Source organism: Pseudomonas sp. GXZC, assembly GCF_026967615.1.
GTDB classification, from domain to species: Bacteria; Pseudomonadota; Gammaproteobacteria; order Pseudomonadales; family Pseudomonadaceae; genus Aquipseudomonas; species Aquipseudomonas azotoformans_A.
Genome location: NZ_CP114115.1, coordinates 4,371,540 through 4,388,601, shown reverse-complemented (window position 1 = coordinate 4,388,601; position 17,062 = coordinate 4,371,540). Strand labels below are relative to the sequence as shown.

At 61.7% G+C, this 17,062-nt stretch carries 23 protein-coding genes; 9 read left to right on the top strand and 14 right to left on the bottom strand.

Annotated features, from left to right (window positions below; genetic code table 11):
- The first annotated feature begins 28 nt into the window (after window positions 1–28).
- The 5 genes from lolA to cysG are packed head-to-tail and all read left to right on the top strand — an operon-like array spanning window position 29 to window position 5,051.
- On the top strand, window positions 29–652 hold the full coding sequence (lolA, locus tag OZ428_RS20530; RefSeq protein ID WP_016975527.1) for an outer membrane lipoprotein chaperone LolA: 624 nt from the start codon (window positions 29–31) through the stop codon (window positions 650–652).
- Between the two features lie 10 nt (window positions 653–662).
- Window positions 663–1,985 (top strand): replication-associated recombination protein A, encoded by a 1,323-nt coding sequence (locus OZ428_RS20525; RefSeq protein ID WP_016975526.1) that lies wholly within the window; start codon window positions 663–665, stop codon window positions 1,983–1,985.
- Window positions 1,985–2,359: a fluoride efflux transporter CrcB gene (gene crcB / locus OZ428_RS20520; RefSeq protein WP_033896818.1), complete on the top strand. Its 375-nt coding sequence runs from the start codon at window positions 1,985–1,987 to the stop codon at window positions 2,357–2,359. Before OZ428_RS20525 ends, crcB begins: the two co-directional genes overlap by 1 nt.
- A gap of 16 nt (window positions 2,360–2,375) precedes the next feature.
- Window positions 2,376–3,656: a serine--tRNA ligase gene (gene serS, locus OZ428_RS20515; protein ID WP_269131109.1), complete on the top strand. Its 1,281-nt coding sequence runs from the start codon at window positions 2,376–2,378 to the stop codon at window positions 3,654–3,656.
- Window positions 3,657–5,051 carry a siroheme synthase CysG gene (cysG, locus tag OZ428_RS20510; protein ID WP_269131108.1) on the top strand — a complete coding sequence of 465 codons (1,395 nt, stop codon included), beginning with the start codon at window positions 3,657–3,659 and terminating at the stop codon, window positions 5,049–5,051.
- 187 nt (window positions 5,052–5,238) lie between these two features.
- Here cysG and OZ428_RS20505 read toward each other — a convergent pair whose 3' ends face one another.
- The 6 genes from OZ428_RS20505 to tusD form a co-directional block, all read right to left on the bottom strand.
- Window positions 5,239–6,234: a glutathione S-transferase family protein gene (locus OZ428_RS20505; protein WP_269131107.1), complete on the bottom strand. Its 996-nt coding sequence runs from the start codon at window positions 6,232–6,234 to the stop codon at window positions 5,239–5,241.
- An 88-nt stretch (window positions 6,235–6,322) separates the two neighbouring features.
- Window positions 6,323–7,324, bottom strand: a complete 1,002-nt coding sequence (locus tag OZ428_RS20500) for a glycosyl transferase family protein (RefSeq protein WP_016977545.1) — start codon at window positions 7,322–7,324, stop codon at window positions 6,323–6,325.
- Window positions 7,321–7,656 carry a TusE/DsrC/DsvC family sulfur relay protein gene (locus OZ428_RS20495; RefSeq protein WP_269131106.1) on the bottom strand — a complete coding sequence of 112 codons (336 nt, stop codon included), beginning with the start codon at window positions 7,654–7,656 and terminating at the stop codon, window positions 7,321–7,323. Before OZ428_RS20495 ends, OZ428_RS20500 begins: the two co-directional genes overlap by 4 nt.
- Entirely contained in the window at window positions 7,653–7,931 is a 279-nt protein-coding gene (gene tusB, locus OZ428_RS20490) for a sulfurtransferase complex subunit TusB (protein WP_033896811.1), read from the bottom strand. The genes OZ428_RS20495 and tusB overlap by 4 nt, the downstream gene beginning before the upstream one ends.
- On the bottom strand, window positions 7,931–8,281 hold the full coding sequence (gene tusC / locus OZ428_RS20485; RefSeq protein ID WP_033896810.1) for a sulfurtransferase complex subunit TusC: 351 nt from the start codon (window positions 8,279–8,281) through the stop codon (window positions 7,931–7,933). The genes tusB and tusC overlap by 1 nt, the downstream gene beginning before the upstream one ends.
- Window position 8,282: 1 nt before the next feature.
- Window positions 8,283–8,675: a sulfurtransferase complex subunit TusD gene (gene tusD / locus OZ428_RS20480; RefSeq protein WP_033896872.1), complete on the bottom strand. Its 393-nt coding sequence runs from the start codon at window positions 8,673–8,675 to the stop codon at window positions 8,283–8,285.
- A gap of 157 nt (window positions 8,676–8,832) precedes the next feature.
- Between tusD and OZ428_RS20475 the strand changes: the two genes are divergently transcribed.
- A complete protein-coding gene (locus OZ428_RS20475) occupies window positions 8,833–9,996 on the top strand; it encodes a CaiB/BaiF CoA transferase family protein (RefSeq protein ID WP_269131105.1) in 1,164 nt (387 codons plus the stop codon).
- 3 nt (window positions 9,997–9,999) lie between these two features.
- Here the strand turns inward: OZ428_RS20475 and OZ428_RS20470 are convergent, their stop codons facing one another.
- The gene (locus OZ428_RS20470; protein WP_010209629.1) at window positions 10,000–10,494 is read right to left on the bottom strand and encodes a SprT family zinc-dependent metalloprotease; all 495 of its coding nucleotides are present in this window, start codon (window positions 10,492–10,494) and stop codon (window positions 10,000–10,002) included.
- Between the two features lie 128 nt (window positions 10,495–10,622).
- On the bottom strand, window positions 10,623–11,225 hold the full coding sequence (locus OZ428_RS20465) for a Yip1 family protein (protein WP_016977555.1): 603 nt from the start codon (window positions 11,223–11,225) through the stop codon (window positions 10,623–10,625).
- Window positions 11,226–11,487: 262 nt separating this feature from the next.
- On the opposite strand from OZ428_RS20465, the gene ttcA reads away from it, so the two are divergent.
- Entirely contained in the window at window positions 11,488–12,312 is an 825-nt protein-coding gene (ttcA, locus tag OZ428_RS20460) for a tRNA 2-thiocytidine(32) synthetase TtcA (RefSeq protein WP_269131104.1), read from the top strand.
- A gap of 67 nt (window positions 12,313–12,379) precedes the next feature.
- Window positions 12,380–13,051, top strand: a complete 672-nt coding sequence (locus OZ428_RS20455; RefSeq protein ID WP_028616779.1) for a DNA-3-methyladenine glycosylase I — start codon at window positions 12,380–12,382, stop codon at window positions 13,049–13,051.
- A 140-nt stretch (window positions 13,052–13,191) separates the two neighbouring features.
- Here OZ428_RS20455 and OZ428_RS20450 read toward each other — a convergent pair whose 3' ends face one another.
- The 3 genes from OZ428_RS20450 to arsC are packed head-to-tail and all read right to left on the bottom strand — an operon-like array spanning window position 13,192 to window position 14,544.
- The gene (locus tag OZ428_RS20450) at window positions 13,192–13,596 is read right to left on the bottom strand and encodes a DUF2069 domain-containing protein (RefSeq protein ID WP_269131103.1); all 405 of its coding nucleotides are present in this window, start codon (window positions 13,594–13,596) and stop codon (window positions 13,192–13,194) included.
- Window positions 13,580–14,194, bottom strand: coding sequence for an NAD(P)H:quinone oxidoreductase (gene wrbA / locus OZ428_RS20445; RefSeq protein WP_028616777.1), 615 nt, complete (start codon window positions 14,192–14,194; stop codon window positions 13,580–13,582). Before wrbA ends, OZ428_RS20450 begins: the two co-directional genes overlap by 17 nt.
- On the bottom strand, window positions 14,191–14,544 hold the full coding sequence (gene arsC, locus OZ428_RS20440) for an arsenate reductase (glutaredoxin) (protein WP_028616776.1): 354 nt from the start codon (window positions 14,542–14,544) through the stop codon (window positions 14,191–14,193). The genes wrbA and arsC overlap by 4 nt, the downstream gene beginning before the upstream one ends.
- A 115-nt stretch (window positions 14,545–14,659) precedes the next feature.
- Between arsC and OZ428_RS20435 the strand changes: the two genes are divergently transcribed.
- Complete coding sequence (locus OZ428_RS20435) at window positions 14,660–15,121, top strand: TlpA disulfide reductase family protein (RefSeq protein WP_033896806.1); 462 nt, start codon at window positions 14,660–14,662, stop codon at window positions 15,119–15,121.
- A 32-nt stretch (window positions 15,122–15,153) separates the two neighbouring features.
- Here the strand turns inward: OZ428_RS20435 and OZ428_RS20430 are convergent, their stop codons facing one another.
- The 3 genes from OZ428_RS20430 to OZ428_RS20420 form a co-directional block, all read right to left on the bottom strand.
- Window positions 15,154–15,558: an META domain-containing protein gene (locus tag OZ428_RS20430; RefSeq protein WP_033896805.1), complete on the bottom strand. Its 405-nt coding sequence runs from the start codon at window positions 15,556–15,558 to the stop codon at window positions 15,154–15,156.
- Window positions 15,555–15,995 carry a hypothetical protein gene (locus OZ428_RS20425; protein ID WP_033896804.1) on the bottom strand — a complete coding sequence of 147 codons (441 nt, stop codon included), beginning with the start codon at window positions 15,993–15,995 and terminating at the stop codon, window positions 15,555–15,557. The genes OZ428_RS20430 and OZ428_RS20425 overlap by 4 nt, the downstream gene beginning before the upstream one ends.
- A gap of 71 nt (window positions 15,996–16,066) precedes the next feature.
- On the bottom strand, window positions 16,067–17,056 hold the full coding sequence (locus tag OZ428_RS20420) for a 2-hydroxyacid dehydrogenase (protein WP_269131102.1): 990 nt from the start codon (window positions 17,054–17,056) through the stop codon (window positions 16,067–16,069).
- Window positions 17,057–17,062 lie beyond the last annotated feature (6 nt).

Here is a 17,062-nt window from a genome sequence, read left to right as displayed (position 1 = left end):
ACGCCCTGAACACTCAATGAGGACTCCCATGCGCCTTATCCGCATGCTGTTGTTGCCAGCACTGGCCCTGACCGCTGTTTCGGCCCACGCTGATCCGGCCTCCGTCGCCAGCTTGAAGAACCTGTTGGACAAGTCCCAGACCCTGACCGCGCGCTTCTCCCAACTGACCCTGGATGCCGGCGGCACCCAGTTGCAGGAAACCGCAGGCGAAATGGCCGTGCAGCGTCCTGGCCTGTTCTACTGGCATACGGAAGGCAAGGCCGAGCAGACCATCGTGTCTGACGGCCAGAAGGTCACCCTGTGGGACCCGGACCTGGAGCAGGCGACCATCAAGAAGCTCGACCCGCGCCTGAATCAGACCCCGGCGCTGTTGCTGTCGGGTGATGTGTCGAAGATCAACGACAGCTTCGACATCACCTCCAAGCAAACCAGCAACGTGATCGAGTTCACCCTCAAGCCGAAATCCAAGGACACGCTGTTTGACACACTGTCCCTGTCGTTCGGCAATGGCGTGATCAACAACATGCGCCTGGTCGACAGCGTCGGCCAACGCACCGACATCCTGTTCTCCGGGGTCAAGGCCAACCAGCCGGTGCCTGCCTCCAAGTTCAAGTTCGACATCCCCAAGGGTGCCGATGTGATCCAGGAATAAATCGCTGCCCATGGACCTGTTTCGAAGTGACCCGATTGCCCAGCCACTGGCCGCGCGCTTGCGTTCGACCAACCTAGACGAGTACGTCGGTCAGGAACACCTGCTGGCTCGCGGCAAGCCGTTGCGCGAAGCCCTGGAGCAGGGTGCGCTGCACTCGATGATTTTCTGGGGGCCGCCTGGGGTGGGCAAGACCACCCTGGCGCGGCTGCTGGCGAAGGTCTCGGATGCACACTTCGAGACGGTCTCGGCGGTACTCGCCGGGGTCAAGGAGATCCGCCAGGCGGTGGAAGTCGCCAAGCAGCAGGCCGGGCAGTACGGCAAGCGCACCATCCTGTTTGTCGATGAAGTGCACCGCTTCAACAAGTCGCAGCAGGATGCGTTCCTGCCTTATGTGGAAGACGGCACGCTGATCTTTATCGGCGCCACCACGGAAAACCCTTCGTTTGAATTGAACAACGCTTTGCTGTCGCGGGCGCGGGTCTATGTGCTCAAAAGCCTGGACGAAGCAGCGATGCAGAAGCTGCTGCACCGTGCCCTGAGTGAAGACAAAGGGCTGGGCAAACGGCAACTGAGTGTGAGCGAAGAGGGCTTCAAGATTCTGCTTACCGCCGCCGATGGCGATGGGCGCCGCTTTCTCAACCTGGTGGAGAACGCCTCCGACCTGGCCGAAGACGGCAGCGAGATCGGCGTCGACCTCCTGCAAAGCCTGCTCGGCGACACGCGCCGGCGCTTCGACAAGGGTGGCGAAGCTTTCTACGACCAGATTTCGGCGCTGCATAAATCCGTGCGCGGCTCCAACCCGGACGGCGCGCTGTACTGGTTCGCGCGCATGATCGACGGCGGCTGCGACCCGCTGTACCTCGCACGCCGCGTGGTGCGCATGGCCAGCGAAGACATCGGCAACGCCGACCCGCGCGCCTTGAGCCTGTGCCTCGCCGCCTGGGATGTGCAGGAGCGCCTCGGCAGCCCGGAAGGCGAGTTGGCGGTGGCCCAGGCCATCACCTACCTGGCCTGTGCGCCGAAAAGCAACGCGGTGTACATGGGTTTCAAGTCCGCCCTGCGCGCCGCCGCCGAATACGGCTCCCTCGAAGTGCCGATGCACCTGCGCAACGCGCCGACCAAGCTGATGAAACAGTTGGGCTACGGTGATGAATACCGCTACGCCCACGATGAACCGGACGCCTATGCGGCCGGTGAAGACTACTTCCCCGATGACCTTGAGCCACTCCCGCTCTATCAGCCCGTGCCCCGTGGCCTGGAGCTGAAGATCGGCGAAAAGCTCAATCATCTCGCCCAACTCGATCGACTCAGCCCCAGACAGCGGAGAAAGTAGTGTTCAAGACGATTCTTGCCGTGTCCGCAGCCGGCATCGCTGGTACATTATTGCGTTTCGCCGCTGGCACATGGGTCAGCGCCAACTGGCCGAAGCATTTTTATGCGGCGACCCTGGCGGTCAACCTGATCGGCTGCCTGATCATCGGGCTGTTGTACGGCTGGTTCCTGTTGCGCCCGGAAGTACCGATTGAAATTCGCGCTGGCTTGATTGTCGGCTTTGTAGGCGGTCTGACGACCTTTTCATCCTTTTCACTGGACACGCTGCGCCTGCTGGAAAGCGGGCAGGCCCTGATAGCCTTCGGGTACCTGGGCATCAGCGTGTTCGGCGGGCTGCTCGCCACCTGGGCTGGCCTGTCCTTGACCAAACTTTGATAAACGAGAGACCGACATGCTCGATTCCAAACTGTTACGTAGCAACCTTCAGGACGTAGCGGACCGCCTGGCATCCCGTGGCTTTGCCTTGGATGTTGCGCGCATCGAAGCGCTGGAAGAACAGCGCAAGACCGTCCAGACCCGTACCGAAGCACTGCAGGCTGAGCGTAATGCGCGTTCCAAATCCATCGGTCAGGCCAAGCAGCGCGGCGAAGACATCGCCCCGTTGATGGCGGATGTCGAGCGCATGGGCACTGAGCTGTCCGACGGCAAGGTCGAGCTGGACAAGATCCAGACCGAGCTGGATTCGATCCTGCTGGGCATCCCCAACATCCCGCACGAATCCGTGCCGATTGGCGAAGACGAAGACGGCAACGTTGAAGTGCGCCGCTGGGGCACCCCAACCGCGTTTGATTTCGAGATCAAGGACCACGTTGCCCTGGGCGAATTGACTGGCGGCCTGGATTTCGAAACTGCCGCCAAGATGTCCGGCGCGCGCTTTGCCTTGCTGCGCGGCCCGATCGCGCGCATGCACCGTGCCCTGGCGCAGTTCATGATCAACCTGCACACCGGCGAACATGGTTACGAAGAAGCCTACACCCCATACCTGGTGCAGGCGCCGGCGCTGATGGGCACCAGCCAGCTGCCGAAGTTCGAAGAAGACCTGTTCAAGATCAGCCGCGACGGCGAAGCCGACCTGTACCTGATCCCGACCGCCGAAGTGTCGCTGACCAACATCGTGGCCGGCGAGATCCTCGACGCCAAGCAACTGCCGATCAAGTTCGTGGCCCACAGCCCGTGCTTCCGCAGCGAAGCCGGTGCGTCGGGCCGTGACACCCGCGGCATGATCCGCCAGCACCAGTTCGACAAGGTCGAGATGGTGCAGGTGGTCGAGCCGTCGACGTCCATGGAAGCCCTGGAAGGCCTGACCGCCAACGCCGAACGCGTTCTGCAATTGCTGGAGCTGCCGTACCGCGTGCTGGCGCTGTGCACTGGCGACATGGGCTTCAGCGCCGTGAAGACCTACGACCTCGAAGTGTGGGTGCCGAGCCAGGACAAGTACCGCGAGATTTCGTCGTGCTCCAACTGCGGTGACTTCCAGGCCCGTCGCATGCAAGCGCGTTTCCGCAACCCGGAAACCGGCAAGCCCGAGCTGGTGCACACCCTCAACGGTTCCGGTTTGGCCGTAGGCCGTACCCTGGTCGCGGTGCTGGAAAACTACCAGCAGGCTGACGGCTCGATCCGTGTACCTGAAGTGCTCAAGCCTTACATGGCGGGCGTCGAGGTCATCCGCTAAATGGAATTTCTGCCGCTGTTTCATAACCTGCGCGGCAGTCGTGTGTTGGTCGTCGGTGGCGGGGAGATTGCCTTGCGCAAATCCCGGCTGCTGGCCGATGCCGGTGCGTTGCTGCGGGTGGTTGCTCCCCAGATCGAAGACCAGTTGCGTGAACTGGTACTGGGCAGTGGCGGTGAACTGATTTTGCGCGGTTATCAGGAGGCGGACCTCGACGATTGCACCCTGATCATCGCGGCCACCGACGATGAGCCGTTGAACGCGCAAGTGTCCAGCGATGCCAAGCGTCGTTGCGTGCCGGTCAACGTGGTGGATGCGCCGGCCTTGTGCAGCGTGATCTTCCCGGCGATTGTCGACCGTTCACCCTTGGTGATCGCGGTGTCTAGCGGCGGCGATGCACCGGTGCTGGCGCGCCTGATCCGTGCCAAGCTGGAAACCTGGATTCCGTCCACCTATGGCCAACTGGCCGGTTTGGCGGCGCGTTTTCGCGCTCAGGTCAAAGGTTTGTACCCGGATGTGCAGCAGCGCCGCGCATTTTGGGAAGACGTGTTCCAGGGCCCGATTGCCGACCGTCAATTGGCCGGGCAGGGTGCTGAAGCCGAGCGCCTGTTGATCGAAAAGGTCAACGGCGCGCCGCCGAATGCACCGGGCGAAGTCTACTTGGTGGGCGCAGGCCCGGGTGATCCGGACCTCCTGACCTTCCGCGCCCTGCGCCTGATGCAGCAAGCCGATGTGGTGCTGTATGACCGCCTCGTAGCCCCCGCGATTCTCGAACTGTGCCGCCGTGACGCCGAACGTGTGTACGTCGGCAAACGCCGCGCCGACCACGCCGTGCCGCAAGACCAGATCAACCAGCAATTGGTGGACCTGGCCAAGCAAGGCAAGCGCGTGCTGCGCCTCAAGGGTGGCGATCCGTTCATCTTTGGCCGGGGTGGCGAAGAGATCGAGGAACTGGCGGCCCACGGCATTCCGTTCCAGGTGGTGCCGGGGATCACGGCGGCCAGCGGCTGCGCGGCGTATGCCGGGATTCCGCTGACTCACCGCGACTATGCTCAGTCGGTGCGCTTCATTACCGGGCATTTGAAGGACGGCACTTCGGACCTGCCCTGGCATGATCTGGTCGGGCCTTCGCAGACCCTGGTGTTCTACATGGGGTTGATTGGCTTGCCGATCATCTGCGAGCAACTGATCAAGCACGGGCGTGCATCGGATACCCCTGCGGCATTGATCCAGCAGGGCACCACGTCCAACCAGCGCGTGTTTACCGGCACCCTGGCGGACTTGCCGCGCATGGTGGCGGAGCATGAAGTGCATGCGCCGACACTGGTGATCGTCGGTGAGGTAGTGGTGTTGCGCGAGAAGCTGAAGTGGTTTGAGGGCGCGCAGTCCCAAGTCTGACAACGCTATGGTGGCCGGTAAGCCTGCTGTGGTGAGCGGGCTTCTGTGGTGAGCGGGCTTGCCCCGCGCTGGGCTGCGCAGCAGCCCCCAAAACCAGACGCCGAGTTCTTTCTGAAAGAACTCGGCGTTTTTACTGGGGCTGCTGCGCAGCCCAGCGCGGGGCAAGCCCGCTCACCACAGTGACTGATCAGCTCCAGACACTTTTGCCGTTCAGTTGTGCCCGATCATGCTTTCCATCAAACACCTGCAACGGCCCCTTCGGCACAATCCCGGTCGGGTTGATCGTGCGGTGACTGGCATAGTAATGCCCCTTGATATGCGCAAAATCCACCGTCTCGGCCACACCCGGCCATTGATACAGCTCCCTTAGCCAGTTCGACAGGTGCGGATAATCCGCAATCCTGCGCAGGTTGCATTTGAAGTGGCTGTAATACACCGCATCAAAGCGAATCAGCGTGGTAAACAGGCGTACATCGGATTCGGTCAGGTATTCGCCGGCCAAGTAGCGATGATCGCCCAGATGCTGCTCCAGGTGATCCAGCTCCGCAAACACATCCTCAAACGCACGTTCATACGCCTGCTGCGACGTCGCGAAGCCCGCGCGGTAAACGCCGTTATTCACGGCCGGGTAAATACGCTCATTCAGTGCGTCAATGGTCGGACGTAGCGGCTCGGGGTAGAAATCCAGGGTATTGCCGGTCAATTCATTGAACGCACTGTTGAACATGCGGATGATCTCCGCCGATTCATTGCTGACGATGCGTTTAAGCTTTTTGTCCCACAGTACCGGCACAGTGACTCGCCCGGTGTAGTCGGCCGTGTCAGCGGTGTAGCGTTGGTGCATGAAGTCGAAATCATCCAGCTTATCGCCGGTGGAGCCGTGGGCCTTGTCGAAGGTCCAGCCGTTTTCCAGCATCAACCAACTGACCACGGACACGTCGATCAGGCTTTCCAGGCCCTTGAGCTTACGCAGGATCAGGGTGCGATGGGCCCAGGGGCAGGCAAGGGAGACGTAGAGGTGATAACGGCCGGCTTCAGCCTTGAAGCCGCCTTTGCCACTCGGGCCCGGCGCGCCATCGGCGGTCACCCAGTTGCGGCGTTGCGCCTGTTCCCGTTGGAATGCGCCGTCTGCGCTACTTTCGTACCACTGGTCTTTCCAGTGTCCTTCGATCAGCAAACCCATGACTGGCTCCTTGGCTAATAAGCGTTGGAGACCAGTCTAAAGTGCTGAGTTCGATTTAAAAGCGCAAAGACCGGGCGCTAATGATCGATTAAATCGATTTGTCCCGCGCGTCCCAGTATTGCTGGGCCAGGACGAACGCCTGTTCCCGTGAATGGCCCAGACCGCGCAAGGCCAGGGCCATAGTCGCGATCAAGGCGAGTTGCGGGTAACTGTCTTCGACATCACCGCGCCACAACGCCTTCAGGTGTTCCGGTTCGAGTGTGGCGGGTTTGACGTGGCGCTGGGCGGAGAGGGCGGGCCACTCTTCGTCCCAGCTTTCGCCGCCGGTGGTGCCGTAAAGGTGGCTGGCCGAGTCGGGGTTGATCTCGATTTCGCCGCCATCGCCCTTCACCACGATCACGTTGTCGCCTAGCAGACCGCTGGCATCGCGGTGCACGCCCTGATAACCCGGATGGAAAATACTTTGCAGGCCCAGGCGCGCATTCAAGGGATTGAGCAAACGCGCCAGGGAGTGGATCGGCGAGCGCAGGCCCAGGGTGTTGCGCAGGTCGATCATGCGTTGCAATTGCGGCGCCCAGTCGCCCAGTGGAATAAACGCCAGGTTGCCTTGCGCATAGGCGGCTTCGACCTGCTGCCAGTTGCGGCACAGCGGGATCTGCAAACCTTCCAGCAGTTGTTCGGTGTACAGCCGGCCCGCCGTGTGCGCGCCGCCGCCGTGCATAAGGATGCGCACACCGTTCTGCGCCAGGCACTTGGCCGCCAGCAGGTACCACGGCAGGTGGCGCTTCTTGCCGGCGTAGGTTGGCCAGTCGACATCCACGTTCAGCGCCGGGGCATCCAGGCGTTCGCGCACGGCTTCGGTGAAGCCGGCGAGTTCTTCCGGGCTTTCTTCCTTGTGGCGCAACAACATCAGGAAGGCGCCGAGCTGGGTGTCTTCGACTTTTTCATCGAGCAGCATGCCCATGGCTTCGCGGGCTTCCTCGCGGGTGAGGTTGCGCGCGCCGCGCTTGCCTTTGCCCAGGATGCGCACGAACTGTGCAAACGGGTGCTCGGCAGGGGTTTCAAGGGTCAGCGGGGCAAAGTCGGTCATAAGCAATTCGTCGGCCTGGGCAGGCCCGCCAGCTTGGCGGCGAGTTTGGCGGGAGTGCCGTTGAACAGTTTGTTGAGGTGCAGGCTGTTGCCCTTTTCCGGGCCGAGCTTCAAGGCGGTGTACTTGATCAGCGGACGTGTGGCCGGGGACAGTTGGAATTCGGCATAGAACTCGCGCAGCAGTTCGAGGATTTCCCAATGGGCCGGGGTCAGCTCCAGCGCCTCGGCGGCGGCCAGGGCATGGGCGACGTCAGCGGACCAGTCGTTCAGGTCGGCCAAATAACCGTCCTTGTCCAGTTCCAGGGTACGTGCGCCTACGGTCAGGGTGTTCATAGCCAGGTGTTGACCTTGTCGTAGTCAATCGACAGCTGCACGAAACCTGGGTAGTCCACGCTGTCAGCCCAGTCCGGGAGCGGCAGGTTGCGCGCCTGCATGTCTTCGGCCAGCACGAACACCTTCACGCCCTGGGTGTGCAGGGCGGGGACGTGCAGCCCATAGGCGCCGTCGCCGCACAGCAGGATCGCGTCCTCGGCGCCGCAGATACGCAGGCAGCTGTCGAGGCGACTGTCGGAAAACGGGGAATGAGACACCACGTGTAAAGTCGACATCAGAGGGTAATCACCTGGTCATAACGGTCAATCAATTGGGAAATAGCGTCGTTGCTCAACGGTTGCGCCTCGGTGGGCGGCGTCAAGCCACGCACGGCCATGCTGTGGCGGCAGACAAAGACATCGTCGATGCCGAACAGCTCCAGTGCCTGCAGGTTGGCACTCAGGTCCTTTTGTTGCACGGCCTTGGCGTTCTGGTGCGCAGCGAGCTGGAACACACCGTCATCCATGAACAGCAAGCCGATGGGCAGATCGAATGCGCCACCGGCCAGCACGATATCCAGCGCTTCCCGTGCACTCGGCCCGGACCACGGTGCCTGACGGCTGATCACCAATAAGGATTTAGACATCTCACGGCCCTCCAAAACAGATCAGGCGGTCGGCATCCTGGATCGCATCATGTAATTGCCCCAGGCCAGACAGCGCCCAGGGCGCATCCAGATTCACCGCTGTGCGCTGATACCGCGTGGCTTCCTCCTGGTTGAGAACGCCACGGCGTAACGCAGCGGCAATGCACACCACGCCATCAAGCTGGTGCTGGCTGACAAACTCACGCCATTGGCGGGCGATGTCTTGCTCATCCTGGGGCGCAACAATGTTGTTGGATGCGCTGTGCACGCCATCCTGATAGAAAAACAGCCGCACAATCTCATGCCCACCGGCCAGCGCCGCCTGGGCGAACAGCAGGGCGCGGCGCGAGGAGGGCGCGTGGGCGGCGGAAAACAGGGCAATCGCAAACTTCATGGAACACTCGGCAAGCAAACGTGGGCCAATGATAAAGCCGCGGCCACGAAAAAGCCCGCCGTGATCAAAACGGTCATCTTTGCTGACTGTTTCGGCGATTGCCGTGAGGGGCAAGGCTGCCTAGTCTGTGGGCAGTCGAAACGGAAATGGAGTGCCCATGTCAGGTCCTTTGGCGTCCCTCAAAGTGCTGGATTTTTCCACCCTGCTGCCCGGCCCGTTTGCCTCCCTGATGCTGGCAGACATGGGCGCCGAGGTGTTGCGTATCGAGTCGCCCACGCGCCTGGATCTGTTGCGGGTACTGCCGCCCCATGATCAGGGCACATCGGCGAGCCACGCCTACCTCAATCGCAATAAACGCAGCCTGGCGCTGGACCTCAAGCAGGCCGAGGCGCTAGAGATCGTGCGGGCGCTGGTGAAGGACTACGACATCCTGCTCGAACAATTCCGACCGGGTGTGATGGAGCGTCTGGGTTTGGGTTATGAGGCATTGAAGTCGATCAATCCCCGGCTGATTTATGTGTCGATCACCGGTTATGGCCAGACAGGGCCCTATAAAGACCGCGCCGGGCACGATATCAACTACCTGGCGTTGGCCGGCGTGGCCAGCTACACCGGGCGCCAGGACAGCGGGCCGCTGCCATTGGGCGTGCAAGTGGCGGACGTGGGCGGTGGTTCGTTGCATGCGGTGGTGGGGTTGCTGGCGGCGGTCATCGCCCGGCAGCAGAGCGGGGTGGGTCAATACCTGGATGTGAGCATGACCGACTGTTCGTTCAGCCTGAACGCCATGGCCGGCGCGGGTTACCTGGCGTGTGGGGTGGAGCCGGAGCGTGAGGGCCATGTACTCAATGGCGGTAGCTTTTACGATTACTACCGCTCGCGGGATGGGCGTTGGATGTCGGTGGGCAGCCTGGAGCCTGGGTTTATGCAGCAGCTCTGCGAGGCGCTGGGGCGGCCGGAGTTGGCGGCACTGGGTTTGTCACCCAAGCTCAAGACGGCGCTGCAGGTCGAATTTGAGAAGCGCAGCTTTGATGAGCTGTGCGCGTTGTTCGCCGGAGTGGATGCGTGCGTGGAGCCGGTGTTGAGCCTGAGTGAGGCGGTGGAACATCCACAGCTCAAGGCGCGGCAACTGGTCAGCCAGGTGCCACGGGGCGATGGGTCGACACAGGCGCAACTGGCTTGCCCGCTGAAGTTTTCCGAAGGGTTACCGGCACCGAGGCATATGGGGGCCGCGATGGGGGCGCACAGTGATGAAGTGTTGGCGGAGCTGGGCCTGAGCCCGCAGCGAATCAGCGAGCTGCGCACAGCCCGCGTCATCGCCTGACGCCTATTCGACGCGGGTTTCGCCGGTAAACACCAAGGTCTGCCGACAGCGCCGACACAAATACCGCCGCCCCTGAGCCACCATGCCATGGCGTTGTGACGAGAACGGAAAGTCACTGTCCGCACACGGGCATCGGTAGATGTAACGGGTCACCTGGCGACGCTTCACCTCATAGGTGTGGCACCGGTCCGGCGGCAGTTCGTAGACCCCGCGCATGATCAATTGCCACTCCTCGCCATGGGGCTGGATGCGTTCGCCAAACAACTGGTGCGCAATCAGATGCGCCACTTCATGGGCCACGGTCTGTTTCAGGAAGTGTTGGCTGTTTTCACGGTACAACTGTGGGTTGAAACGCAGCAGGTTCTCGTGCAAATGCGCGACACCGGCTTTCTGGCCCCGCAGCTTGAGGCTGACCTGGGGGCGTTTGAAGCTTCGTTTGAAAAAGGATTCGGCTTGTAGGAAACAATCTTCGACGCGGGTATTGAGTTGCTCGGGCATGCTGTACATATCTCCAGAGACGTCCAGTATGCCGCAAAGCTGGGTGTTTCCGAATCTGTCAGGCGCCGAATGGTCATGCATGATGCACAAAGCCACCTTGCGGTGGCTTTGCCTAAGGCTTTAAACGGTCAGTTGGTGTAGATCGGGCCCACGCCCAGCCCCCACACGATCACGGTAAACGCCATGATCGCTACCAGTACCACCAGGCCCACGGCCAGTACCGAGCTGGAAAATAGAAAGCCTTCATCCGGGTCGATGTTCATGAAGGTCGGCAGCCCCACATAGAGCAAATACACCGTGTAACAGATGGCCGCCGTACCCACGACCATACCCAGCCACATATGCGGATAAAGCGCGGCCAGCCCGCCGATAAACAGCGGCGTAGCCGTGTAGGTGGCAAAGGCCACGCAGCGCGCCATGCTGGGGTTGGCGTCGTAGGTGCGCGCCATCCAGTGAATGAACGCACCCATCACCGCCACGCCGCCCAGCATGGCGGCGTAGGACATGATGGTCATCCACAAGGCACTTTCCTGGGTCAGCATCACCGGCGCACGGTTGCCGATGACCCAGCCAACCTGGGTGGTGCCGATAAAGGCGGAAACGGCGGGGATCGCCGCAAGAATCAAGGTGTGAGTGAGGTACATGTGGCCGATGCTTTCTTCTTTATCGCCACGGATTTCCCGCCATTCCTGGTCGGGATGGGTAAACAGCCCCACGACGTGATGGATCATGCCAGTCACTCCTGTCGTTATTACCATCGCCCCCCATCGGAGCGCCCACGGGCCAAATGGCCTCAAAGGTCTGGATAGATGTGCGACCTCTAGTCGCAGTATAGGAAGTGATGACCGGAATAACTGTAGGGCCTTTAGAGCAAATTGCGCTGTAAACATTGGGCTTAATCGCGGTGGGGTCTTTTACCGCTAGCCCATTTGATGGTTTTTTTGCGTAAAATACCCGGCTTTTCGTCACACACCTCTAGCGGATCCAAGCGCCATGGGCACTCTTACGGTCAACCAGAACAAGCTGCAAAAACGCCTGCGTCGCCTGGCCGGTGAAGCGGTCGCCGATTTCAACATGATCGAGGACGGCGACAAGGTCATGGTCTGCCTCTCCGGTGGCAAAGACAGTTACACAATGCTCGACGTGCTGCTGCACCTGCAAAAGGTCGCACCGATCAAGTTCGAGATCGTCGCCGTCAACATGGACCAGAAACAGCCGGGCTTCCCCGAGCATGTGCTGCCGGCCTACCTCAAGGCGCTGGGCGTCGAGTACCACATCGTCGAGAAAGACACCTACTCGGTGGTCAAGGAGCTGATTCCGGAAGGCAAGACCACCTGCTCGCTGTGCTCGCGCCTGCGCCGTGGCACGCTGTACACCTTCGCGGATGAAATCGGCGCGACCAAGATGGCCCTGGGTCACCACCGCGACGATATCGTCGAGACCTTCTTCCTCAATATGTTCTTCAACGGCTCGCTCAAGGCCATGCCGCCCAAGCTGCGTGCCGATGACGGGCGCAACGTGGTGATCCGCCCGCTGGCGTATTGCAACGAGAAGGACATCCAGGCTTACTCCGACTTCAAGCAATTCCCGATCATCCCGTGCAACCTGTGCGGCTCCCAGGAGAACCTGCAACGCCAGGTGGTCAAGGAAATGCTGGTGGATTGGGAGCGCAAGACCCCAGGCCGTACCGAAAGCATCTTCCGCAGTCTGCAGAATGTGCAGCCGTCGCAGTTGGCCGACCGCAACCTGTTTGACTTCACCAGCCTGAAAATTGATGAAACCGCCGCCTCGCGCTTTGTCAATGTGGTGAACCTCTGAGCCATTTCAACGCTCTGACACACGGCGCTCGCGGGCGCCGTTTTCAATTCAACTGCCAGGAGAGGGCATGCGCGATTACAAATGGCTGCACGAATACTGTCTGAACCGCTTCGGTTCGGCAGCCGAGCTGGAAGCCCATCTGCCTGTAGCCAAGACCCCGGCGCAATTGCGCAAGATCAGCGATGATCGCTACCTGTCGACCCTGGCGCTGCGCGTGTTTCGTGCGGGCTTGAAGCACAGCGTGGTGGATGCCAAGTGGCCAGCGTTCGAAAAGGTGTTTTTCGGCTTCGACCCGGAAAAAGTCGTGCTGATGGGGGCCGAGCACCTGGAGCGGCTGATGCAGGACACCAGCATCATCCGTCACCTGGGCAAGCTCAAGAGCGTGCCGCGCAATGCACAGATGATCCTTGACATCGAGCAGGAGAAGGGCAGCTTCGGCGCGTTTATCGCCGACTGGCCGGTGACCGATATCGTCGGGCTGTGGAAGTACCTGAGCAAGCATGGACATCAACTCGGCGGGCTGTCAGCGCCGCGCTTCTTGCGCATGGTTGGCAAGGATACCTTTGTGCCGAGTTATGACGTGGTGGCGGCGCTGAACGCGCAGAAGATCGTCGACAAGGCACCCACCAGCCTGCGCGACCTGGCGACGGTGCAGGGCGCGTTCAACCAATGGCACGCCGAGAGTGGGCGGCCGATGTGCCAGTTGTCGATGATGTTGGCTTACACGGTGAATCATTAACCTGTAGTGAGCGGGCTTGCCCCGCGCTGGGTGGCGAAGCCACCCCATCTCAGGCACTGAGTTTTTCCCGCTAGAAATGAGGTGTCCGGGTTTGGGGCGGCTTCGCCACCCAGCGCGGGGCAAGCCCGCTCACTACAGAATCAGTTCACGAGGCGGCGGTTTAGCTGATGCCGCCACCGCACATACAACAACGCCGTACAAAACACCGCCAGACTCGCCAGCATCTCCAACACCCCGAACCACTGCCGGTTCGGGTCATACGCCGCCAGCGCGCCCTTGATGAAATACAGGTTCACCACAAAGCACATCCACGAATGCCCGCGCGCGCTGCCCAACAGCATGCCCGGCGTCAGCACCAGCAGCGGCACCAACTCGATCAGCAGGATCACCCAGGGCCGCGCGCCATGCAGGTCGGCGACGAACAGGTAGTAAACGCAGAGCAAACCCACCAGGCCAAAAAACGCCAGCAGGCTCAGCACGCGTGTCAGCTTGACCCGTGGCTCCAGCCACGCTTGGGGTGGCAGGACCTTAGGCTTTCTGGCCACTGCCGCTCTCCAGCAAGGTAGCGGTCGTTGCCAGGCGCAGGCCCAGGGCACGGCACAGGGCGATTTCATGTTGATCGAGCATGCGCTTGCCGTCGGGGCCGGCGTGATGGCTGGCGCCATACGGCGTGCCACCGCCCTGGGTGTCGAGCAAGGCCTGTTCGCTGTAGGGCAGGCCCGTGATCAGCATGCCGTGGTGCAGCAGCGGTAGCAGCATCGACATCAACGTGGTTTCCTGACCGCCGTGCAGGCTGGCGGTGGAGGTGAACACCCCGGCCGGCTTGCCGACGAGGGCGCCGGTGAGCCATAGGTTGCTGGTGCCGTCGATGAAATACTTGAGCGGCGCTGCCATGTTGCCGAAACGGGTCGGGCTGCCGAGGGCCAGGCCGGAGCAGTGCTTCAGGTCATCCAGGCTGGCATACAGTGCGCCTTCGTCCGGAATGCTCGGTGCCACGGCTTCGCACTCGGTGGAGATCGCCGGCACGGTGCGCAGTCGCGCTTCCATACCGCCTTGCTCGATGCCCCGGGCGATCTGCCGGGCCATTTCGCTCACCGAGCCATTGCGGCTGTAATACAGCACCAGCACATAGGGCGACGTCACGGCAGGATCTCCAGCACGTTTTCCGGCGGACGGCCAATGATGGCTTTGTCGGCGGTTTCCAGGATCGGGCGTTCCATCAGCTTTGGATGTTCGGCGATGGCCGCAATCAACTGGGCTTCGCTGAGGCTGGCGTCGGCCAGGTTGAGGGCCTTGTATTCATCTTCACCGGTGCGCAGCAGTTGGCGGGCACTGATGCCCAGCTTGCCCAGCAGCGCCTTTAATTGCGCGGCGTTCAGCGGGGTTTCAAGGTAGCGCACCACGTTGGGGGTGAGGCCGCGGGCTTCCAGCAGTTCCAGCGCACCGCGGGATTTCGAGCAGCGCGGGTTGTGATAAAGCGTCAGATCGGTCATGTGCGGGTCGCATCTTGCGTAAGGTGGCGGGTATTCTACCCGCGCAGCGACCTGTCCTTAAACCGTAAGAGGCGATAGGTCGCAGCCAACGTTCATTTTTGCGAAGGATTACCCCATGACAAGGCGACTGATCGGTGCATTGGCGATCATCACAACCCTGCTGCTCAGCGGCTGCGGTAACGATTACGGCGTTGACCAATATGGCAAGAAGGTGGCTGCCGAACGCTTGGACAAGCAGTGGCTGGTGGTCAACTACTGGGCCGAATGGTGTGGCCCGTGCCGCACGGAAATCCCCGAGCTCAATGCCTTGGCCGACCAACTGAAGGCGCAGAACGTGGGCGTCTTTGGAGTGAACTTCGACAATGTGCAGGGCGAAGAGCTGAAAGCCGCCAGCGACAAGCTGGGCATCAAGTTCACGGTGCTGGCGCAGAACCCGGAAGAGATTTTCGATATCCCGCGCAGCGAAGCCTTGCCGGTGACCTACATCATCGATGACAAGGGCAAGGTACGTGAGACGTTGATGGGCGAGCAGACGGCGGAAGGGGTGCTGGCCAAACTCAAGGCGTTGCGCGGATAACAAAATGGGAGGGGTTTTGCCCCTCCCATCGATCAGCCTTCTTCAAGCCACAAACGAATCGGCTTGCCCTCGGCCGGCCAGAAACGCGTTTGTTCGATCGGCGAGATGTCCCAACGCTGCACGCCTTGCAGGGCCTGGAAGAAGCGGTGTTCCTGCTCCATCAAGGCCTCGGCGCAGAGTTTGCGGGTGCTGCCGATCTGGCCGAAGCTGAGCTTTTCGCCGTCGACGGTGTAGGGCGCGAACCAGTGGTTGCAGCCGCCGTTGCCGTAGGCACGGCCATCGGCGCCGAGGGTGACGGTCAGGTGCGCGTAGTCCATCAGCGGCCGTTCACCAATCCATTCCACCACATAGCTGTGATCCTGCTTGAGCTTGACCGCATCCCCGGCGCAGCCCGTCAGGGCCGCTCCGACGGCGGCGAGCAGAAGCAGGCCTTTCATTGCGCGGCCTTTTGGCATTTCGGGCAGCGGTGCTTGTCGCCCTCGCTGGCCCAGCCCAATTCGGCAATGCGCGCGTTGGCGGCCGGTTGCAGCGGTTCTTTGGTCAGCTTGGTTTCCACCGCGAATTCAAACTCCAACACGGCCTCGCAGCTGTCGCAGTTGACCTTCCAGGTGTGAATCTCCAGCTCGCCGAACTTCGGCCCTTGGGCCATGGCGACCCATTGGCCCGCCGGGCGGATGGAATAGCGCGCGTCACCTTCGACGGTGAGGCGCATCGACAGGGTTTTACTGCCGCGCAGGGAGACGATCAAAATGTCGCCATGCTTGATCGAGCCACCGTTGCCGGTGACTTGGTAACGGCCCGGCACCAGGGCGCGGCATTCGATCAAGGTGTGTTGCGGGCTCAGCAAACTGAAGCGGAAATCGTGTTCGGCCATGGATCCTCCAAATAGGCGCGGCATCCTATCACGGGTGCTGGCTCATCATGAGCCTGGTATGTGACCGCTGATCATCCTTCGACGAGGTTCTGCGCCTGCCCATCGGCCCACGCGGCAATGTTGGCCAGGGTGGTGCCAGCAATGGCCGCCAGGGCTTCGCGGGTGAGAAACGCCTGGTGGGCGGTAATGATCACGTTGGGGAAGGTCAGCAGGCGCGCGAGGACGTCGTCCTGCAGGGGCAGGTCGGAGCGGTCCTCGAAAAACAGCTGGGCCTCTTCTTCATACACATCCAGTCCCAGGTAGCCCAGCTGGCCGTCCTTGAGCGCCTCGATCAGCGCCGGGGTGTCGACCAGCCCACCGCGCCCGGTGTTGATCAGCATCGCGCCTGGCTGCATCTGCGCCAGGGAGTGGGCGTTGATCAAGTGCTTGCTGTCAGCGGTCAGCGGGCAATGCAGGCTGATGATCTGCGCCTGGGCCAGCAGTTCGGGCAGGCTCACGTAGCGCGCGCCCAGGGCCTGCACCTGTACGTTAGGGAAGGGGTCATAGGCGAGCAACTGGCAACCGAAGCCGGCCATGATTTTGGCAAAAGTGGCGCCGATCTGCCCGGTGCCGACCACGCCGACAGTCTTGCCTACCAGATCGAAGCCGGTGAGGCCGTGCAGACTGAAATCACCGTCGCGGGTGCGGTTATAGGCGCGGTGCAGGCGACGGTTGAGGGCGAGGATCAGCGCGACCGCATGCTCGGCCACCGCATGGGGCGAATAGGCCGGCACGCGCACGATGGTCAGGCCCAGGCGCTTGGCGGCGGCCAGGTCCACATGGTTGTAGCCCGCCGAGCGCAGCGCGATCAACCGCGTGCCGCCCTTGGCCAGGTGCTCCAGGACCGGGGCGCTGAGGTCGTCGTTGATAAAGGCGCAGACCACTTCGTGATGCTCGGCAAGGGCCACGGTGTCGAGGTTGAGGCGGGCGGGCTGGAACTGCAGTTCCAGGCCGGGCGGCAAGGGTTCGCCGAGAAAACTGTCGCGGTCGTAGGTTTGGCTGCTGAAAAGAATGACGCGCATCAAAGG